This window comes from Kineothrix sp. IPX-CK (assembly GCF_039134705.1).
Taxonomy (GTDB): Bacteria; Bacillota; Clostridia; order Lachnospirales; family Lachnospiraceae; genus Kineothrix; species Kineothrix sedimenti.
Map to the genome: position 1 here is coordinate 1,463,618 of NZ_CP146256.1, position 20,100 is coordinate 1,483,717.

12 protein-coding genes are annotated in these 20,100 nt (G+C 43.9%); all 12 read left to right on the top strand.

The window, feature by feature from the left end:
• Nucleotides 1-6 precede the first annotated feature (6 nt).
• The 12 genes from V6984_RS06925 (at nt 7) to V6984_RS06980 (ending at nt 20,072) form a co-directional block, all read left to right on the top strand.
• Nucleotides 7-315: a 2Fe-2S ferredoxin gene (locus V6984_RS06925; RefSeq protein WP_342759051.1), complete on the top strand. Its 309-nt coding sequence runs from the start codon at nt 7-9 to the stop codon at nt 313-315.
• A 22-nt stretch (nt 316-337) separates the two neighbouring features.
• The gene (locus V6984_RS06930; protein WP_342759052.1) at nt 338-1,309 is read left to right on the top strand and encodes a homocitrate synthase/isopropylmalate synthase family protein; all 972 of its coding nucleotides are present in this window, start codon (nt 338-340) and stop codon (nt 1,307-1,309) included.
• Nucleotides 1,302-2,132: a homocitrate synthase gene (locus V6984_RS06935; protein WP_342759053.1), complete on the top strand. Its 831-nt coding sequence runs from the start codon at nt 1,302-1,304 to the stop codon at nt 2,130-2,132. The genes V6984_RS06930 and V6984_RS06935 overlap by 8 nt, the downstream gene beginning before the upstream one ends.
• Nucleotides 2,110-3,516, top strand: coding sequence for a hypothetical protein (locus V6984_RS06940; protein WP_342759054.1), 1,407 nt, complete (start codon nt 2,110-2,112; stop codon nt 3,514-3,516). Before V6984_RS06935 ends, V6984_RS06940 begins: the two co-directional genes overlap by 23 nt.
• Entirely contained in the window at nt 3,506-3,796 is a 291-nt protein-coding gene (locus V6984_RS06945) for a PqqD family protein (protein WP_342759055.1), read from the top strand. Before V6984_RS06940 ends, V6984_RS06945 begins: the two co-directional genes overlap by 11 nt.
• Before the next feature lie 4 nt (nt 3,797-3,800).
• Entirely contained in the window at nt 3,801-4,412 is a 612-nt protein-coding gene (locus V6984_RS06950) for a Fe-only nitrogenase accessory AnfO family protein (protein WP_342759056.1), read from the top strand.
• 94 nt (nt 4,413-4,506) lie between these two features.
• Nucleotides 4,507-5,484: a hypothetical protein gene (locus tag V6984_RS06955; RefSeq protein ID WP_342759057.1), complete on the top strand. Its 978-nt coding sequence runs from the start codon at nt 4,507-4,509 to the stop codon at nt 5,482-5,484.
• A 262-nt stretch (nt 5,485-5,746) separates the two neighbouring features.
• The gene (locus V6984_RS06960) at nt 5,747-11,866 is read left to right on the top strand and encodes a glucoamylase family protein (RefSeq protein WP_342759058.1); all 6,120 of its coding nucleotides are present in this window, start codon (nt 5,747-5,749) and stop codon (nt 11,864-11,866) included.
• Nucleotides 11,867-11,886: 20 nt separating this feature from the next.
• Complete coding sequence (locus V6984_RS06965) at nt 11,887-14,319, top strand: GH36-type glycosyl hydrolase domain-containing protein (protein ID WP_342759059.1); 2,433 nt, start codon at nt 11,887-11,889, stop codon at nt 14,317-14,319.
• Nucleotides 14,320-14,518: 199 nt separating this feature from the next.
• Nucleotides 14,519-14,863, top strand: a complete 345-nt coding sequence (locus tag V6984_RS06970; RefSeq protein WP_342759060.1) for a TIM barrel protein — start codon at nt 14,519-14,521, stop codon at nt 14,861-14,863.
• A 57-nt stretch (nt 14,864-14,920) separates the two neighbouring features.
• The gene (locus tag V6984_RS06975; protein WP_342759061.1) at nt 14,921-16,315 is read left to right on the top strand and encodes a hypothetical protein; all 1,395 of its coding nucleotides are present in this window, start codon (nt 14,921-14,923) and stop codon (nt 16,313-16,315) included.
• Nucleotides 16,316-16,982: 667 nt separating this feature from the next.
• The gene (locus tag V6984_RS06980; protein WP_342759062.1) at nt 16,983-20,072 is read left to right on the top strand and encodes a glycoside hydrolase family 3 N-terminal domain-containing protein; all 3,090 of its coding nucleotides are present in this window, start codon (nt 16,983-16,985) and stop codon (nt 20,070-20,072) included.
• The last annotated feature ends 28 nt before the right edge of the window (nt 20,073-20,100 follow it).

Here is a 20,100-nt window from a genome sequence, read left to right on the forward strand (position 1 = left end):
AACAAGATGGTACAGCCGAAATATCATGTATTTATCTGCACGAGCTGCAGAATTAACGGAACCCAGAAGGGGTTCTGTTTTCAGAAAGGAAGCGTTGATCTGGTGCAGGCCTTTATGCAGGAAATCGAGGACAGAGAGCTTTCCGGTGAGGTGGTTCTTAACAATACCGGATGCTTTGGGATTTGTGACAAAGGACCGATTGTTGTTGTTTATCCGGAAGGCGTCTGGTATGGCAATGTGGCAACAGATGATGTGGAACGAATTTTCGACGAACATTTTGAAGGCGGGAATCCGGTGAAAGATTTAATGATTTAAATTTTCGAAGGGGGGAGACCGTATGGTAAGGATTATCGATGCTACGCTGACAATGTTGGATGGCGGCATGGTTACGTCGGCTCAGGCACAGTGCTTTTTGAAACTGCTGCTGGAAATCGGCATTGATGCGGCGGCGGTTTCTCCTGAAATATATGAACTGCTGGAAGGAAGGATGCCGGAAGGGATGACAGGATATCTGGAGCAGGCGGGAGTTCCGGCAGATTATAAGGAGTACCCGGGCGTTCAATATATCATTTCCACATACTGCAGCGGGAGAGGGAGATATATCCGTAACTACCAGATTAATGAACTGGTAGAATTGAATATGATTCCCATACAAGACCCGGAGAGGAGATTCCGGCTGACTGGCCTGGATGATTTACTGACCTTTGAAAGCGGGCGGATTTATGAAAGTGCCATGGAAACGTTGGTAAAGATTGCACCGATTCTTTATCCGGAGGATACATATTATTGTGCGACGGCCATAGCGGTCAGCTATCTGCAGCGTTTTAACGGGGCATCGGTGATGACGACGTTCACCGGTATCGGCAGTAAAGCCGCCACGGAGCAGGTGCTTGCCGCCATGCGGGTAATGAGGCGCCATAAGCCCAACCAGGACCTTACCGGATTAAGGAAGCTCAGACAGCTGTTTGAAGAGATGACCGGTACTCCGGTGGATGCTCATGCTCCGGTCATAGGGGAACGGATTTTCTATGTAGAATCCGGAATCCATGTGGACGGAGTATTAAAAAAGCCTTCTAATTATGAATCTTACCCGCCAGAGCTGGTGGGAGCCAGACGGGAAATCGTTCTGGGCAAACATTCAGGTAAAGCCTCTGTCAGATATAAGCTGAAAGCGCTGGGACTGGATGAAAAAGAATATGATGGGGCCAGAATACTTGAGCAGGTAAAGCGGCTTAGTATAAAGAAGGGGAAAGATGTAACCGACCAGGAATTTCTGGAGATTGCAGGGAGGTGCAGGAACAATGCGTAAGGCGGTCAGTATAGTGGATACTACGCTCAGAGATGGGGAACAGTGTCCGGGAATAACCTTTTCCGCCGAAGATAAGATCCGCTTGGCAGTACTTCTAGATCGGGCAGGAGTCTATGAAATCGAGGCCGGAATCTATGATACGGGAACGGAGGGGCATGATTACATCCGCAAGATTATGCAGAACCGGAAGAAAGCCCTGGTTTCCGTATGGTCTTTGCTAAATCCTGAATGTGTGGAACAGGCAGCACGGCAGAAGCCGGACTTGATTCATATTGGAACCCCCGTGTCCTATGTCCAGATATACCGCAAGCTTAATAAAAATAAAAAATGGGTAGAAAATGTGCTTCAGGATTGTATCCAGGTGGCAAAGGATTATGGCGTGGGCGTAACGGTAGGGCTGGAAGACGCTTCCAGGGCTGATGTGGCATTTATGAATCACCTGCTCCGTTTAATGGAAGGGCGGGGGGTGGAGACTGTCCGGCTGGCGGATACGGTAGGAATCCTATGTCCTCAGCGTGCCAGACAGATGGTGCGTGAATTGAAAGAGGTGGTTTCGCTAAAAGTAGAAATACATGAGCATAATGATTTCGGAATGGCAGTAGCTAACTCCATCGTTATGGCGGCAGCAGGCGCAGATATGGTTGACGCCACTCTGTCCGGAATCGGAGAACGGGCCGGCAACTGCGATTTATACCAGTTTGTACATGCGGCGGGCAGAAAGTTTGAGCTGGAAGTGAAGAATGCAGATATCAGACGGGCACAGATCCTGTTAAAAGAGATGATGGCAGGAGGAAAGAATTATGATACGGGAGATATTATATGAGGAAACCGGAAGAAAAAAACTGGCAGAGGGAATGCGTAAGCTGTGCAGTATCTTAAACTGTGACGGCGGTATTCTGCTAAATGGTTCTTATATTATGTCGGCATCATCTGTTGCCAGGCAGATTGAGGGCGAAGACCTGTATATCAATCAGGGTATTCGGCTGGCATCGGAGGGCATAACGGAAATCAATGCCAGAATAGGCTGTGGCACGAAAGAGGCGGCAGCCATGCTGCTGATCCAGCTGACGGCCTGTGAGCAAATGGCAGCCGCTGGCATCAATCCGGTATATCTGGCGCAGGAAATAAAAAAGGCAGCGGGCCGGATGGCGGATAAGGCAGAAAAGACGGCAATACGTGATAGCATTCATCTGGAGGAGGAATTGCTTAAGATTGCCGGAGAGGAAGAGCTGGTCGAAATGGTTCTTCAGGCAATGGAGGCAGGTGAAGTGGTCATCAAGGATTCCATGCAGGTGAAGACCAGAATGGATATAATAAAGGGGATGACGGTCGGCGGCCGGCTCCTTGCAGGAATGCCCGCAACATTAAAGCGGGCACATGTGCTGGTTACCAACCGGAGCATTTCTTCTTTCTCCGATTTGCTCCCATTGCTGGAGAAGCTGGGAAGCTGCCCGTTATTTCTGGTAGCTGATGAGATAGAAGGAGAGGCTCTGACCTTGCTAAAGACCAATATCGCAAACCGGAGAATAGCCGTCTGGGCTGTAAAAGCGCCTGGAATCGGAAAGCGGAAAGCGGATATGCTGGCAGACTTGGCCGTACTTACTGGAACTAAGGTATATGGAGAATATGACTTATTAGCCCGGGGTGAGCTTTCGCCGGAAATGCTGGGTCTGGCGGAATCCATAGAAGTGAGAGCAGGATATTCCGTAGTGGAGGGCAGAACCAGTGAAATATCTGCCGGACGGATTGCCGGGATCCGGAAAGTGATTGAGGACCCGAAGACAAATTTCTATGATCAGCAGGTCTTAAGGGAGCGGATTGCCTGGTTGTCCGGTCAGGTGCCTGTAATTTATGCAGGCGGTGAGACGACCGTGGAGGTCAAAGCGAAAAAGCTGCGTCTGGAATATGCGGTTGCCTACGCCCAGTCAGTAAAGAAATACGGGATGATGCCGGAAGGCTTTGCAGACAGCATTTCGGTTAAAACAGCGGGTGAAAAAATCGTACTCGAGGGAATCAGAAAAAGTCTGGATAATAAGGTGGTGAGCGCTGAACTTTTTGTTTTTCTTTTACGGAAGATCACCAGCATCACAGCTCTGTGGCTGACGACAGGGGCTGTTATGGTAAGCACAGGCTATGACAGGGAAGACAGGGAACTGATGAGGGGCGGTGTGGATGTAGAAAGGCTGCGGGCTGGCGATGGATATTAAAAAAGTAAAATTAAGATCTGGCTATATATTGAAAGAATTAGGTGGAGAATTCTGTATTTTTGATGAAATGGACAGTCAGAGCGGCTCGCTCGACGGACTGCCCTCCGTGAATGAGACCTGCATTTTTCTTTGGAACAGTTTAGAACGGGGAACGGCCCTTTCCGATATGGTTAAACTCCTGGAAGAAAAAAACGGGCTGGACGAAGATGAAGCATGGCTGGAGGTGGAGGAATTTCTGGCAAAGCTGATAAATGGAAATGTAGTAGAAGTTGAGAGGTGATCCTATGGCGAAGATTGCAGTATTTTTAAGGGACGGGAATCCGGCTCCCTTCATAGAGTGTAACATGGAGCTTATATATAAAAAGGGGCAGGATGGCTGGAGTCTGGCAGAGACGAAATCATTTCCTCCGGTACCGGCTGGAAGTGTCCGGGAGACACGGCTGGGAATGAAAGAAATCCTGCCGCTTGCAGAGGGGGCGGATGCGATTTGTTGTTCGGAGATAACCGGAATACCTTTCGCTGAATTTGACCGCGCCGGTTACTGTATCTTTTCAGTTAGTATGGTAAATGAACGGACGCTTGACGGAATCCTGGAGGATATTGAAGCGGGCGATGAAAAGAAACGGATCAGAGATGAAATTATAAAGAATGCCAGACCGGCAGAGACGGAAGAACCGGGAATATATGCACTGGATTTAATCATGCTTCAGAAAGAATGCCCGGAGGTATCATCCAAAAAAGCCCTGCGGGAATTTCTGGATACGGTTCCATTTTTGGAGCTTCGTATTGATTGTGCCCATATTCCCCCGTGGCTGGAACGGGAGGTACGTTTTGAACTCAAATCCCGGTCGGGAGATGGAGCCATACATTTGGTCCTGACCAAGAAGCAATGCTGATACGGAGGTGAAGGTTGAAAGAATTTTATTCTTTCAACCTGAGATTTGAGCTACGCTCAAAGTCTCCAGAGTTTGAAAGGAGCATGATTAAAAAATGAAAAATTATTTATTGCTGGAATCGGGATATATACAAACAACCTATGGTGTTTTTGCGGGTGTGGATGCAATTAGTACCTATCCGGGAGGAGAAATGGAGAGCCTGCGCCTATCGGAACGTAATGTAATCATGACGGAAATCGGAGAACTGATCCCTGCGTATACGGAGAATAGCCGACGGAAAAATAAGGTATCGGTAGAATTTGACCGTCAAGGACTGGTGATTGGAGTGTTGTTGGAAGAACAGCAGGAAGTGAGGACACCCATCGGAGAACTGCCTGCGGAGCGGGTTAAATTTTATTCTACGGGAGAGCTTTATCGTTTGTTTGTTCTGGACGGACAGATCAGCGGATTCTGGTCGGAGGCCGATGAACGGGAGCTGAATATTCCGCTAAGCTTTGACTTAGGATTTACATCCTTCCGTGCGATGCTGAACGGCATCTGCTTTTATCGGGATGGAGGAATCCGCAGTATCACATTGTTTCCCGGAGAACGCATCACGATTATGACACCTCTTGGGGAGGTGGAGACAGTTGTGGGTTTGTCGTTATATGAATCCGGGGAACTCTGTTCGGTGGAACCAGCAGAGCCTGTGCTGATTGAAACACCGATCGGGCGCTTGACCGCTTATGATATCGACCAGAACGGACTGAACGCGGACAGCAATTCCCTGGTATTTACCAAGGATGGAAGAATCAGAGGTCTGATGACCTGTGACAATCTGATTCATGTGCAGACGCAGGAAGGGATAATGAAGACGTTTGCGCCAAAGGAGAAGACCCATCCACTCTATGATGATGCTGTAACTGTAGCGGGGATGAACGTGGGGTTTGATTATCAGAAGAATACGGCGATCATTGATGGCCATGAATTCAGCCTATCTGAATGCGGGTTCACAACCGGCCTCTTTATCAGACCCGGTACGCATTGCACGCCGGCGGATTGTGCAAACTGTTCTGTTTGTAACAGAGGCTAGGGTGTGTCTGGAAACTGCTTGTGCCATCAATTCAGAAAATTATACATCAGTAAACCCTGCAAGGTTCCTTGGCAGGGTTTTTTTGTTTCTGTGTCAAAAAAAAGAGTCGGTATAAATTATATAATTTTGGCAGGAAATTAATAAAAAAGATAAAAAGTGCAATAATACAATATTGTGCTATTTTTTATTGAAAAATAAGCAAACTATCTGTGAAGAGATATCATCATGTTTGAAGTATTTCTTAAATAAGGAGGAACTTCAATTGCAGGACTTGTTAAAAGGAATTAATTTTTATATAAATTCACCGTTTATGTTAGCCGTTTTATTATTAGTAATCGCGTTGTTTGGTTTTGTTTTATTGATGCTGTATTATAGGCTTAAATATTGGGGGAAGAAAGTACACTTTCCGGTGGATCCGCCGGGAGAGGAAGAAAAGGCAGGCCCGGGTGAGTGGGAAAAGCAAATGCTTAATCTGGCAGAAAGCCACAGTCAGGTAAAACTAACCAGATATAACTTTGCTCTTAGCGATTATAATCAGGCTGCATATATAAAACTGAATAGAATCAGAGACAACATCTCTGCCGTATCGGGTGATATCATGTCCCTGATTCCGGCAGCGCGCTGGCTCTTTGATAATTTCCAGATGCTGTACCGGGAAATTAAAAAAGTACGCACTTCAGGGACGAGCTATGCCGTATTGCCGGTTCTGAAGGGAAAGGAAAACCGTAATTTTCCCCGTATTTACGTGGTGGCAAAAAAGATGGTGGCTCTTTCCGGCGGCCACCTGAGTGAAGAAAATATTAACCTGATGCTTAAAGCCTATCAGCAGGAAATCTTGCTGACGGACAAGGAGATATGGGTCTTACCGGAAATGCTGGGCTTTTGTCTTCTTGAAGAAATCCTTGATATCTCTGATGAAATTCTCCACATCATTGATGTGAAATCAAGGGCAGAAGACTTCCTCTGGGATAAGCTTGCAAATAAGCAGGGGCCGGTCAATATATCGGCACTGCTTTGCAAAGTAAGGGATAGTTTAAGGCTGAACTATTCGTTCCATGCCCATGTGATATATCTGTTAAAAAACATGTCTTTCGATGAGGCATCCATTCAAAGGTATCTGGAATATCATTTCGCTTCCACGGAAAGGCAAGTGAAGACCTCCGTTATATTTCTGGAGGAAGGAAAGATTGAATCATTTCTCGAGACGAATATAAGGACTTTAATTGTCAGCCTGAGAGATATAAATGAAATGGATGAAGAAAAATTCTTTGAGGAACATTCTTGCCTGGAGCAGATTTTATCTCAGGATCCGGATGATGTCTATTCCAAGATGGATGTGGAAGCCAGGGGCATGTACCGAGAGGTCATTGTCAAATTAGCGCTTCGTTACCGCCTGAGAGAGGAAGAGATAGCGAAAGGCTGCTTGGAACTGGCAATACAAGGAAGAGAGGATGTGCATTGTTCTCATCATGTGGGAGCTTATCTTTTAGGTAATGGTTATCCGATTCTGAAAGCAAAAGCATTAGGAAAGCCGATTCCCGAGAGTATTAAGAAAAAGATGAATGTAAAGGGGTTCCTTTATTTTCTCACCTTATTTCTTATAATTCCGGGACTGAGCGTCTGGCTGCTCTATGCTTTCCGAACCTTTGGGGGGTTACAGAACACCGGCCGCAATGTAATTATCCTTCTGGCCGCAATGCCGCTTTTGATGGGTATTTCCATAGAGATTACAAATTTTGTATTTACCAGAAACATTAAGGCGAAGAAACTCCCTTCCCTGAATTATCAGGAGGGAATACCCGAAGAAGCAAGAACCTTTGTGGTCATGCCGGTTATCGTTTCATCAAAAGAACAGGGGCTTCAGTACATGGACCGTCTCCAAAAGCATTATCTGGCTAACAGACAGCAGAATCTTTTTTTCGCATTGATGCTTGATTTTGAGGATTCCCCGGACCAGTTCATGCCTGGAGATGAGGTGATTGAGAGCGCCCTTGCCGCACGTATAAAGGAACTGAATGAGCTCTATCCGTCAGAGCATCAACGCTTTTCCCTGTTTTTGCGCTGCCGCCAATGGAATAAAGCGGAGAACTGCTATATGGGCTGGGAACGTAAGAGAGGAAAGCTGGAAGAGTTCAACAAACTTTTAAATGGGATAGAAAAGGAGAATACCTCCTTTTCTGCTATTTACTGCGATGAAAAGCTTCTTACCACCTTCCGGTATGTGATTACACTGGATGCGGATACTAATTTGCTTCATGACAATGCCTCGAAACTGGTCGGATTGATCGATCACCCGCTAAATAAACCGATTCTCGATTTGGCGGGTCAAAAGATAAAGGAGGGCTATGTCATCATTCAGCCCTCAGTAAGAAATCATATTGTGGACAGGAATGGCAGCAGATTTACAAAAATTTTTGGAGGAGAATCGGGGCTTGCTCATTATGGAAGCGTAATATCGGATATCTATCAGGATATCTGGGGCGAAGGAATCTATATTGGGAAAGGAATCTATGATATTAAGGCTTTTCAAAAGGTGCTTCAAAATAAGGTGCCTGAGAACCGGATTCTCAGTCATGACCTTTTTGAAAGCTGCTATGCACGAACAGCTTTTTCCAGCACGGCCAAGATTATGGATAATTTCCCGGGCAGTGTTTTGTCTTTTGCCCAAAGGGAACACCGCTGGCTGCGGGGGGACTGGCAGCTCCTGCCCTGGTTGTTTATGAGGAAGACTGAGGACGGGAGAAGCTTACGAACATTATCAAAATGGAAAGTCTTTGACAATCTGAGAAGAAGCCTGGTTCCCTTAAGTAAAACTTTGTTTGTACTGCTGAATCTGGCCTGGGTACCGAAAGCATATTATCTTTGGTTACCCCTTGTTTTCTTTAATGATATATTTATGCTGGTACTTCTGGTGTTTACGGTGCTCGTCCAGAAACTTGTCCGGCCGAAACTTGTTCTTGTTTATAAAGGATTTTTCAACGAAATCATTACGATGCTTAAAAGGGCATTTCTGGAGTTTACAATTACTCCTTATCGTGCTTATGTCGCATCGGATGCCATTGTCAGAACTCTTTACCGGATATTTATCAGTAAGAAAAATCTGCTTCGATGGAATACGGCGGAGGCGGTGGATGCCTCTATTGTAAATACCCGAAAAGGATATTTTCTTACTATGTGGAGCTCCTTTCTTCCGGCGGCATTTCTTGTATTAATTTTATTTATGGGATATTTGGATCCGGCAGGAATGATTCTGACAGCGATTGTAATTGCTGATTGGAGTCTTGCGTTTGAAATCGCATACCGGATCAGTCAGCCGGAAAAGAAGCTCCCTGTGAGGGATAAAGCGCAGGACCTCGAGTTTCTTCTGGAAACTGCACGCAGGACCTGGCAATTTTTCAAAGAACTTTCTACACAGGAAAATAACTGGCTTTGTCCGGATAATTATCAGACTTCAGTGGTTAGAAAAATCAGCGATAAAACGTCCCCGACCAATATCGGACTTCAATTTCTGGCAATTCTGTCAGCCAGAGATTTCGGGTTTGAAACGCTGAGTTCTACGATCGAAACAGTAGAAAACCTGATGGAAACGGTCCAGAAAATGCTGAAATGGAAAGGGCATCTTTACAACTGGTATCATATTAAAACACTGGAAGTGCTTTCTCCTGCCTATATATCAACCGTAGACAGCGGTAACTTTCTGGGACATCTGGTCGTCCTGAAAAATGGTCTTTTGGATCAGATTGACAAGCCTATATTTCCGGACAATCTTATATCTGAACTCAGGACTGCGGTTAAGAACAGCAATGAGGAAATTCAGCTGAGAACTGGAAGCTTGGCAGGAAATGGGCTTAAGCCCGACTATCTAAGCATAGGTGAACTGTTAGAAGATATTATGGTTATCCGGGAAGACTTAAATGCCAGAGAGATCAGGCCATCCTCACATTACCGTCAGACCAGACAATTGATGAATCTCATCGATAACATTATCAATGAGGCTTCTGCTTTAAAATTAAAGGATGAGAACTTTTCTTCTTATCCTACGCTGGGATCTCTTGCAGCGGAGGGCAATGAATCTGCAAATGGTATGCTTAGACGTATTAAAGCACTCTGCGATAAAATAGATTGCTTTTTGGACAATGCGGATTTTCAGATTTTATTTAATGAAAAAAGGATGTTATTCCATATCGGATATCATGTATCCTCCAACATGCTGGAGGATGGATGTTATGACCTTATGGCATCGGAATCGGCACTCACAAGCCTTCTTGCGATAGCCTTAGGAAAAGTACCTTTAAAGCATTGGTACAAATTGGGAAGACCACTGACTATCGTGGGCGGTATTCCATGTTTCGTATCCTGGAGCGGCACGATGTTTGAATATTTGATGCCGAATCTTGTGTTTAAGGAATATGAAGGTTCTGTCTACGCGCAGACGTCCAGAGCGGCGGTACTTCAGCAGATGAAATATGCGAAGGAGGCTCAGATACCCTGGGGGATATCCGAATCTCAGTATTATCGTTTTGACTTAAACTCAAATTATCAGTATAAAGCCTTTGGAGTTCCAAAGATAAGACTTCAGCCGGTCCGTAAGAATTCGCTGGTGGTTGCTCCTTATGCAACGATGCTGGCGCTGGATATTGCAGAGGGGGAATGCATGAGTAATTTAAGGAGATTGAAGGAATTAGGTGCCTTCGGCGTTTACGGTTTCTATGAGTCTGTTGATTTTAACGTGCCTAATTCTATGGATATGACACCTTATTGTATTGTAAAATCCTATATGGCACATCATCAAGGGATGAATCTGGCGGCAATTAATAATTATCTGAATGAGGGCATCCTTAGGGAGAGGTTTCATGCGGAGATGATGATAAAGGCTTCGGAAGTCCTGCTTGAAGAGAAGCGTCAGTCCTATTTGATTTCCATTGCAAAACAGGGTTATACGATAAAAATCGGAAAGCAACTTTTTAAAGAAAGTATATACAGCGACAGAACGATAGGCACCGCAGGCGTGAATCCGCCGATCGTAAATTATCTGTCAAATGGCAAGTACTCACTGATGATAACGTCGGATGGAGACGGCTTCAGTAAATATGAGGACCGGATGCTTTACCGTTTTCGACCGGATATTTACGAAAATACAGGGAATTATATCTATATCAAAGATATGAAGCAGGGGAGGGTATGGAGTGCCGCGTATCATCCTACAAGAACGGAACCGGAAGATTATCAGGTGGTTTTCTGTCCGCATCAGGCGCAATTCAAACGCAAAGACGGAGATATTTCATCGGATATGATCGTCAGTCTGGATGCGGATAATAATTTTGAGATACGTAAGATTACATTTACCAATCACGGAAATGAAGAAAAGCAACTGGAAGTGACCAGCTATCTGGAGGTAGTGGATGATACCCATCTGGCAGAATTAAGCCATCCCGCGTTCAATAAGCTCTTTTTAGAAAGCGAGTATCTGGAAGAACAGGAGATATTTCTTGCAAAAAGGCGGAGGAACAAGAAGGATGATGATTCATATGTAATGCATATGGTAAGAACGGGAACAAAGCTATGCAAAAAAATAGAATATGAAAATGACAGGAAACGGTTTATAGGAAGAAACAATACACTGGAGAATCCTGACAGCGTGGTTAACAGCATTGCTTTTTTCAATAATTCGGGTTTTTGTAATGATCCGATTATGAGTCTGCGCGCACAGCTTATCATAGAAGCGGGTGAAACTGCCTGCATTTCTTTCATTACCGGAATGTGCGGCAGTAAGGAGGAAGCAATAAAAATTGCAGGAGAATTAAATGTAAGTTATCGAATTGATGATATTTTGGAGAAATTCAGGCTTCAAAAAAATCTGGAGTTAAAGTATCTGGAAATTACCAGAACCCAGCTGAACGCCTTTCAGGATTTGATCAGTCCGGTATTCTATCCTGCGGGTATTTACCGGGGGCCGAGTGAAAATATAAGACGAAACTTTTTGAATCAGAGCTTCTTATGGAAATTCGGAATATCAGGCGATAATCCCATCCTGCTTTTAATGGTACGGTCCATGGAAGAGGAAAGGATCGTGAAGGATGTACTAAAGGCTTACGAATATCTGAGGACCAACCATGTTATGGTGGATCTGGTTATCCTAATTGATTCCAAGCATGGTTATCTTCAGGAGGTAGATGAATTAATAAACGATATGACAAGCTCTCTTCGCATTTATGATTCGGGAAGCGAGAAGCCGAGCTTTTTCACCCTGCATACGTATGAGATGAGACCGGCGGAGATTGATTTGCTGTATACGGTAGCGCAGGTTGTTTTTCCGGAGAAAACCGGGATTTATTTTACCAATGTAAAAGAAAACCTGTATGAGTTACTTGAAGAATATTAGGAGTTGAGGAGGAAGTGGCTTTGGACAAAGAATATGAACAGGCAAAACAGGAGGAAGAAACGGAAAACTACGAATTTTTTAATGGCTTCGGGGGATTTGCCGGTGAGGGCAGAGAATATGAAATCCTATTAGAGGGTAATAACAAACCGCCGGTTCCCTGGATTAACGTTGTCTCAAACAATACCTTCGGATTCCAAATATCGGAGTCGGGAGCGGGCTTCACCTGGAGTATCAACAGCAGGGAGAATAAGATAACACCCTGGTCCAATGATCCCGTAAGCGACAAAGCCTCCGAAGCGATCTATATTCTGGATGAAATGACAGGTGAGGTAATGACTCCCATGTCTCTTGGAAGGTCCGACCGGGGGATCTATCGGGTAAGGCATGGATTCGGATACAGCAGATTCCTGCATGAGGAAGCACTTATTGGTCAGGAACTCACTGTTTTCACTCCTTTGGATGAATCTTTGAAAATTTGGAATCTTAAGCTGACAAACCGTTCGGATAAAGTGAAATACCTGAGCCTGACCTATTATGTGGAATGGGTCATGGGTACGGGGAGGGAACACACCAATCCCTATATTCTGACCTCTTATGACAATGAGCATGAATGCTTATATGCGAAGAACATCTATACCATGAACTTTCAAAATATCTATTCCTATCTGTTTGCCAGTGAAACGGTCGTTGGTTATACCGGAGACAGGCAGGAGTTTCTGGGACAGAGGAGCAGCATCCGCTCCCCGCGGGGAGCGGAAGTCAAGTTATCCTGCAATACGGGGGTATGCTACGATTCCTGCGGAGCAATTCAAGTATCCGTTGTAATGCAGCCGGGGGAGTGTAAGGAGGTACTATTCGGGCTCGGACAAAACAGAAGTCTTAATGAGATATATAAAATCAGAGACAAGTATAGGGAGGGCGGCGCGGTCCAAAAAGAGTTCGACAGGGTGAAAGCCTACTGGGACGGATTATTAGGGACGGTTCAGGTAAAGACAAAGGACAGGGCGGTTGATATCCTTGTTAACGGCTGGCTGCTCTATCAGACTGTGTCCTGCCGTATTCAGGCAAGGGCAGGCTTTTATCAGTGCGGAGGAGCGTACGGATATCGGGATCAGCTTCAGGATTCCCTTTCGCTTCTCTTCGCAGATCCAGGTATATTGCGAAGGCAAATTCTTATTGCCTGCAGCAGGCAGTTTGAAGAAGGGGATGTGCAGCATTGGTGGCATCCTCCCATGGGAATCGGTGTAAGGACAAGGATAACCGATGACTTGCTGTGGCTGCCTTATTGTACCGCTGCTTATGTTCGAAGCACCGGAGATACCGCAATCTTAAAGGAGCCGGTATCTTACATCAAGGGTCCGGTGCTTAGGGAGGATCAGCAGGATGTAATGTTTGTACCGGAAACTTCCGAGCGCCTGGAAAGTGTTTATGAGCATTGCAAAAAAGCCATCGATCGCACTTGTTTCGGAGAACATGGACTTCCTCTTATGGGGGGAGGCGACTGGAATGACGGTATGAATGAGGTGGGAATGATGGGAAAGGGAGAAAGTGTCTGGCTGGCATGGTTCCTTTATACTGTTCTTAATGACTTCATTCCGTTGTGCTATCAGGAAGGTGATGGGGCCTATGGGGTGGAACTGGAGGAGAAACGAGGGGCTCTGCTTCAAAGCATCGAAGAAAACGCATGGGATGGGGAGTGGTATCTTCGGGCATTTTACGATGACGGCTCTAAGCTCGGTTCAAAGGAAAATGATGAATGCAGGATAGATTCCATCAGTCAATCATGGAGCGTAATATCAAAAGGGGCGAGGAAGGAACGGGCAGAAACGGCAATGCAGTCGGCGTGGCGTTATCTGGTAAGAGAGGAGGATGCCCTTTCTCTGCTGCTTACCCCTCCTTTTAATAAAACGAGCAAAAACCCAGGTTATATCAAAAATTATATTCCCGGCATACGGGAAAACGGAGGTCAGTATACTCATGCGGCGGTTTGGCTGGCGATTGCCACATCGATGCTCCATGACTATAACATGGCTGCGACTCTGTTTACCATACTTAATCCGATTTACATTACACAAAGCAGGAAAGATGTGCTTAAGTACGAAAAGGAACCATATGTAATGACGGCAGATATATCTTTAAGCCCGCCTTATACCGGAAGAGGAGGCTGGAGCTGGTATACCGGTTCCGCAGGCTGGATGTATCAGGGACTGTTAAGCTGGTTTCTGGGCATTCGGAAAGAGGGGAATGAGCTGGTCATTGATCCGGCGACACCGGCAAGTTTCGGAGATTTTTCCATCGAATATAAGTATGGAGGTTCATTCTATGAGATCAGTGTTGAAAGCAGAAGTAAAGGAATGCTGACAACGGAGACAATCACTGTGGATGACAGATTAATTCAGGGTAACAGAGTACCTCTTCAGGATGACGGGAAAAGGCATCGGATTATTGTATAACTATAGGCATTACTAGTTACTGTTCACTCCGTTCACAGCAACCTATGATTTCTGCATTTGAATTCGCTTCGCGAAGCAGAAATCATCTCCTGAATCACGTTCTTACGCAGCTTAACAGCAAATGTTAAGCTGCTGTATGAACAGTAACCATTACTACCTCAATTGATGGTAGCAAGATGTAATATATCTTGACGATACATTGATATTATGCTTTCATGGAAGAATAAACAAAGAATGCAAAGGGGAATCAGCTTATGATTGCGGACATCACTACCGCTACTATCCGGACTATGACTTATTATCCCTGTATGGTGCCCGGTTGATGGCCCTGCATTTACACGATAATAACGGAAGGTATGCCCAGCATGGATTACCCTTTGACGGCACGATTGATTGGACGGCAACTATGAAAAAAATCGGGGAAACAGATTATACAGGTGCCACGGCGATCGAAGCCATGAACTGGGACTATGAGCATTTATCGGCTGAAGAATTCTTACATAAAGCATTTGAGCGGGCCAAAAGGCTGGAAGCATTAGTTTGAAATTATTACATAAAAATGCAAATATAATAGAAATAATACTTATGAAAGGGAAATATTATGGCACTTATTCAATGTCCCGGATGTGGTAGGAATATTTCAGACAAAGCACTGAAATGTCCCGGATGCGGATGGATGTCCGGCCTGGGAACGAAGGCTCAAAAAAGCGAAGAACCTTTTTCAGATATCCAACAGCTAAAAATCGGTAAGGAGTTAAAACAAGTAAGACAAGAGAAGGAACTGCTCGAGAAGAGAGTAGCTGAGCTTGAAAACAGGATCCCGGAAATTATTGATAACACAGATTACGAGGCGATTGAAAAGCTGCGCCGGGAAAATGAAAGATTGAAAAATGATTATAATAAGTTAATAAAAGAAAAACGTGAATTTTCACAGAACGGTGATGTAGGGTGCGATCGGACATTTATGCCTTTTTTGAATAAAAGAATGATCATAATTGGGATAGTAAGCACTGTTATCGTGTTAATCGCATGCATTGTTGCTATCAGTATCATTGCTACGAAACCAGTTGTCAAAGAAGAACTTAACGATCAGGCGGGCGGAAATGCAGCAATGCAGAGCGATTTAAAAAATGTTTGCGCCGATAACTTAGATGCGGCAGATGGCGATAACGTATATAACGGTAATTTAATTAATACGCATTCAGATTTATATTATGAAAAAAAAGGAGTATTCAGAATCATGTTGGATTCTGCTGAAATATCGGACGATACTGAAATACTTTCACTGTTCTTTAAAATAGATAATCTACAAGAGGACAGCGGAATACAGATTTTTTATAATGGATTATATTTTAACGGTATCATGATAGATTCCTCAAGGAGTCTGAAAGAAGTGGCGGCAGGGAAATCGGCGATAGTTGAAGTCACAATGTCATCACAATCATTCTTGAAAACTAACATCAGTACAATTAAGACTATAGGTATGGAATACAGTACCAAAGGCTCAAACGGGGAAATGGAAACATATACGATAGAAAATGTAAACGTAAAGGTAGATAGAGAGGGAAGTGCAGAGCAAAATGAAATAACGAAAGCACCCTCCGGACTTACCGATGAAATCTTAGGTCAAATTGAAAATACTGATGATAGTATACAAGATATTTATGTTGTATACACCGGGATGGAAAATGACTATAGTAGTATAATTTTGTATTTTAAAGTAATAAATGACAGTGACGAAGACATTGGCTTGTCCTATTATTATAACGGTTATATGGATAATGTTTCCGTAAAAGCGTCGATAATGTCAGATTTTGACGGATATATACCAAGTGGAAAAGCGGCAGTAATAAAAGCGGTATTTGAACGTGATTTTATTTTAAAGAATGTAGGAGATATTGTAAATGAAGTGGAAATATCCCTCGAAAACACAGATTCGAATTTTGCATTTTCAGTTTTATTTGAAGATCTTGCTATTGACGTTAATGAAGAGTAAGATCAATATGATGTTAGTAAAATAAAAGGTAAATACGCTTTTCAGACGTTCAGAAATGAACGTCTTTTTTCTTGCTATCAGGCTGACAGAAAAGACTATCAGTCGTCAGGCATGAACATCCCGCATTCCCGCTTGTGAAAAAAAACATACAGTTTGTGAACGCTCATCATATAGAGCATGAGGATATGTTAGTATTCAGTTAACGATCAAAGTAGGGATAAGTTTGTGCTTATCGATGAAGAAATTAAAAAAAGTGAGAGGAAAAAGAGGATGGGGGAAAAGAGTGATAAAAGTGCTAAGACAATCCGGCGTCCAAACAGGCCGTTATTTGTTATTATGTGTTTTTAAATGACAGTCTTGAGCGTAGTGATTCTAGTGGCAGGATCGGTGCTGCCGCCTTTGCAATCGAATGAAAAGGTGAATGTTTTCGGAAGCGGATGTATTGATTTCACTTAAAGTGACTTTAGCGCAGGGCTTGAAATATGCAGGGATTCAGGTCAATGAAGGGGAGCGATGATGCTCGATTTAGCAATATTTGCGTTGTTCATATTATATTTTGTGCGCCGTCATAAAGAGATGACACGCTGGAAGGCTGAACAAAGTGAAAATATTTCGTTTGTGCAGTAAATGGGAAATAATTAAAAACTAGTTAACACGGGAGGTCCGAATGAAACAGAAAAAAGGAAAAGCTGGTAAAATAGTTCGTACAATTTTATCTGGTATTTTAACCATTATTTTAGTAATTGCAATAATAGCAGTGAATACGGTGCTGCCAGCGAACGGGCGAATTGTAAATAATTTACTTGGATATAATCAATCAATAGATAATTCCAAAGCAGACACCGAGGGCTTGGATTTGAATTATTACAAATCGGATTATACGAAGGATGAAATCGGTACGGCAGAGGAAGAATTGAATATGAAGATCGCAGGAGAGGGTATTGTTTTATTGAAAAATGACAACAACTCAATGCCTTATGCTGAAGGTACTACCTTTAGTTTCTTCAGTGCTAACAGCGATACCTTCACTACAGGCGGATTCTCATTATCAGGCGGTTCATCGAATGCTGTAAGCAATTTAAAGGATGGATTTGAATCCGGCGGATTTGGTGTAAATGAGAAGTTATGGAATTTTTATACGAAAGGGAACGGAAAAGAATATGGTTTAGGAGCGGGTTCCATCAGTTTTGGAGATGCTGAGGATTTTTCAATAAATGAAGCTCCGATATCCGTTATACAGAGTGAAGAAGGTCTGGTGGAAAGCTTTGAAGGAACGGTACCCGTATTCGTACTTCGGCGTGTGGCGGGAGAAGGCCGGGATATGCCTCGTTCCATGTATAACCATACGGATAAGGCGGAGGATCAGTCCAAAAGCTACCTGGAGCTTGATTCTACCGAATTAGAGGTTTTGCAGTATTTAAATGATAATTTTGATGATGTGGCGTTACTCGTTAATTCAAATGCGGCATTGGAGCTGGACTGGGTAAGTCAGTTTCCTAATATTCATTCCATCGTATTTGCACCAGCGCTTGGAAATTATGGAATTAAAGCGTTAGCGGATATATATGCGGGAAGGACCAATCCGTCAGGCCGTACGGTAGATACTTTTGCAGCAGATGCGCTGGCATCTCCGGCGGCACAGAACTTTGGTGATTATCAATATTATACGGAGAGCGGAAGCCCGACCAAATATAACTATATCAGTTATTCGGAGGGTATCTATGTAGGATATAAATATTATGAGACCCGGTACGAAGATGTCGTGTTGAGGCAGGGGAATGCAGGTGACTTTGATTATGCGTCTGAAATGGTATATCCTTTTGGATACGGACTTTCCTATACAACATTTGAATGGTCTGATTATTCCGTTTCCTGGGATGGAATAACAGCCACGGTTAAAGTAGATGTGACCAATACAGGAGAGATGGCGGGCAAAGACATTGTTCAGGTGTATGTACAAAGTCCATATACCGAATATGATAAGACGAATAAAGTAGAAAAAGCATCTGTTAATTTAGTCGGTTATGGAAAAACAAATGAACTGGCACCCGGAGAGACGGAGACAGTAGTTGTTACTTTTGAGCAGGAACAGTTAAAATCATATGATTATGTAAATGCGAAGACTTATATCCTGGATGCCGGAACTTATTATATTACAGCCGCTGATAATGCTCATAGCGCTATAAATAATGTATTGACTGCAAAAGGGAAGAGTGTGGCGGACAAAATGACGGCAGATGGAAATGCAGAATTGGTTTCCGAATATGAACCGTCAAATAGCGATGTTGATGCAGTTGTTTATTCTAAAGATTCTTATACCGGAACTGAAATCAATAACCAATTTGATGAGGCGAACGGTGGCCTGACCTATTTGACAAGAAGCGACTGGGGAGGAACCTTCCCGGCTCATGACGGCATGATAAGCGACTCGATCAGTACGTGGGGAAATGAAATAAATGGAACGGATGAAAGCGGAAATCCTGCATCCTATTTATATTATAAAACGTTAAGCAATGATTTGCTTGCGAAGCTGGACTCGACGGATTCCTTAAATCCGATAGATACCAGTGAGATTAAAGCAAAGATCGTATATAATGCGGATAATGGACTTCGATTGATCGATATGAGAGGCTTGGATTATGATGATAGCCGCTGGGAGAATTTATTGGATCAGTTAACGCCCGAAGATTATCAGGTAATGATAGCGCAGGCGGGATATGGAACACTTTCTCTCGACTCTGTCGATAAGCCGTTCGATGTAGATGCGGATACAGCAGTAGGATTAATATATGGCGGAACTGGTATGATGTTTCCAAGCAGTATGGTTTTAGCACAGACCTGGAACACCGCTTTGGCAGAGGAGTTTGGAAAAATGATAGGAAATGAAGCCATCCTTGGAGGAGCACACGGATGGTATGCACCTTCCATGAATATTCATCGTACACCTTTCAGCGGAAGAAATGGTGAATATTATTCGGAGGATGGTTTCTTGTCCGGTAAAGTGGGAGCTGCGACCAATTATGGAGTGGCGCAGAAGGGAGTCTATGCTTTCTTGAAACACTTTGCATTAAACGATCAGGAAAATCACCGGGGGGATCGTGAAGGACAGTATGGCGCTGCTACTTGGTCTAATGAACAGGCTATTCGTGAAATTTATTTAAAGCCTTTCGAGATGAGTATAAAAGCAGGAAATATTACGCTGAATTATGTGGAAAAAACGGAAGAAGGGAATTATGTAAACAAATCTCGGGAATTCCCTGCCGGTCAGGCAATCATGACTGCGTTTAACCGGATCGGTTATACCTGGACAGGAGGACATTATCCGTTAATTACCGGAGTACTTCGAAATGAATGGGGCTTTAATGGATTTGTGATTACCGATAATGCGAATACCGGAGTCTTTATGGATGCGTTCCAGATGATAGAAGCAGGAGCAGACGGAAAGCTTACAAGTATTCCGGAAGGAGCCCGTTATTCCTTTAATGAATCGAATGAGGCGGAGTATCATTATGGACGAGAGGCAATGCACCGCATGCTGTATACCATTGTGAATTCAAAAGCTATGAATGGAGCAATGCCGGGAAGTGAATTCAAGGAAGGCGTACAGATCGTGCAGAAATTACAGATAGGAGTTAGTGTAATCGGCGGCGGTCTCATTCTTTTAATGGTATTTCTCACATATCGGAGATTTCGCAGGAGAAATCCCATTGTTGTTTCGACACTAATTAGTGAAGAAGCAGTTTCTTTGCGGCAGTAAATAAGATATCCCATACTAGCCGTTACCC

What these genes read in the sequence shown, in the direction of transcription:
- V6984_RS06930 (WP_342759052.1), top strand. Translation starts at nt 338, where the DNA reads ATGGTAAGGATTATCGATGCTACGCTGACAATGTTGGATGGCGGCATG.
- V6984_RS06945 (WP_342759055.1), top strand. Translation starts at nt 3,506, where the DNA reads ATGGATATTAAAAAAGTAAAATTAAGATCTGGCTATATATTGAAAGAA.
- V6984_RS06935 (WP_342759053.1), top strand. Translation starts at nt 1,302, where the DNA reads ATGCGTAAGGCGGTCAGTATAGTGGATACTACGCTCAGAGATGGGGAA.
- V6984_RS06955 (WP_342759057.1), top strand. Translation starts at nt 4,507, where the DNA reads ATGAAAAATTATTTATTGCTGGAATCGGGATATATACAAACAACCTAT.
- V6984_RS06925 (WP_342759051.1), top strand. Translation starts at nt 7, where the DNA reads ATGGTACAGCCGAAATATCATGTATTTATCTGCACGAGCTGCAGAATT.
- V6984_RS06940 (WP_342759054.1), top strand. Translation starts at nt 2,110, where the DNA reads ATGATACGGGAGATATTATATGAGGAAACCGGAAGAAAAAAACTGGCA.
- V6984_RS06980 (WP_342759062.1), top strand. Translation starts at nt 16,983, where the DNA reads ATGAAACAGAAAAAAGGAAAAGCTGGTAAAATAGTTCGTACAATTTTA.
- V6984_RS06950 (WP_342759056.1), top strand. Translation starts at nt 3,801, where the DNA reads ATGGCGAAGATTGCAGTATTTTTAAGGGACGGGAATCCGGCTCCCTTC.
- V6984_RS06975 (WP_342759061.1), top strand. Translation starts at nt 14,921, where the DNA reads ATGGCACTTATTCAATGTCCCGGATGTGGTAGGAATATTTCAGACAAA.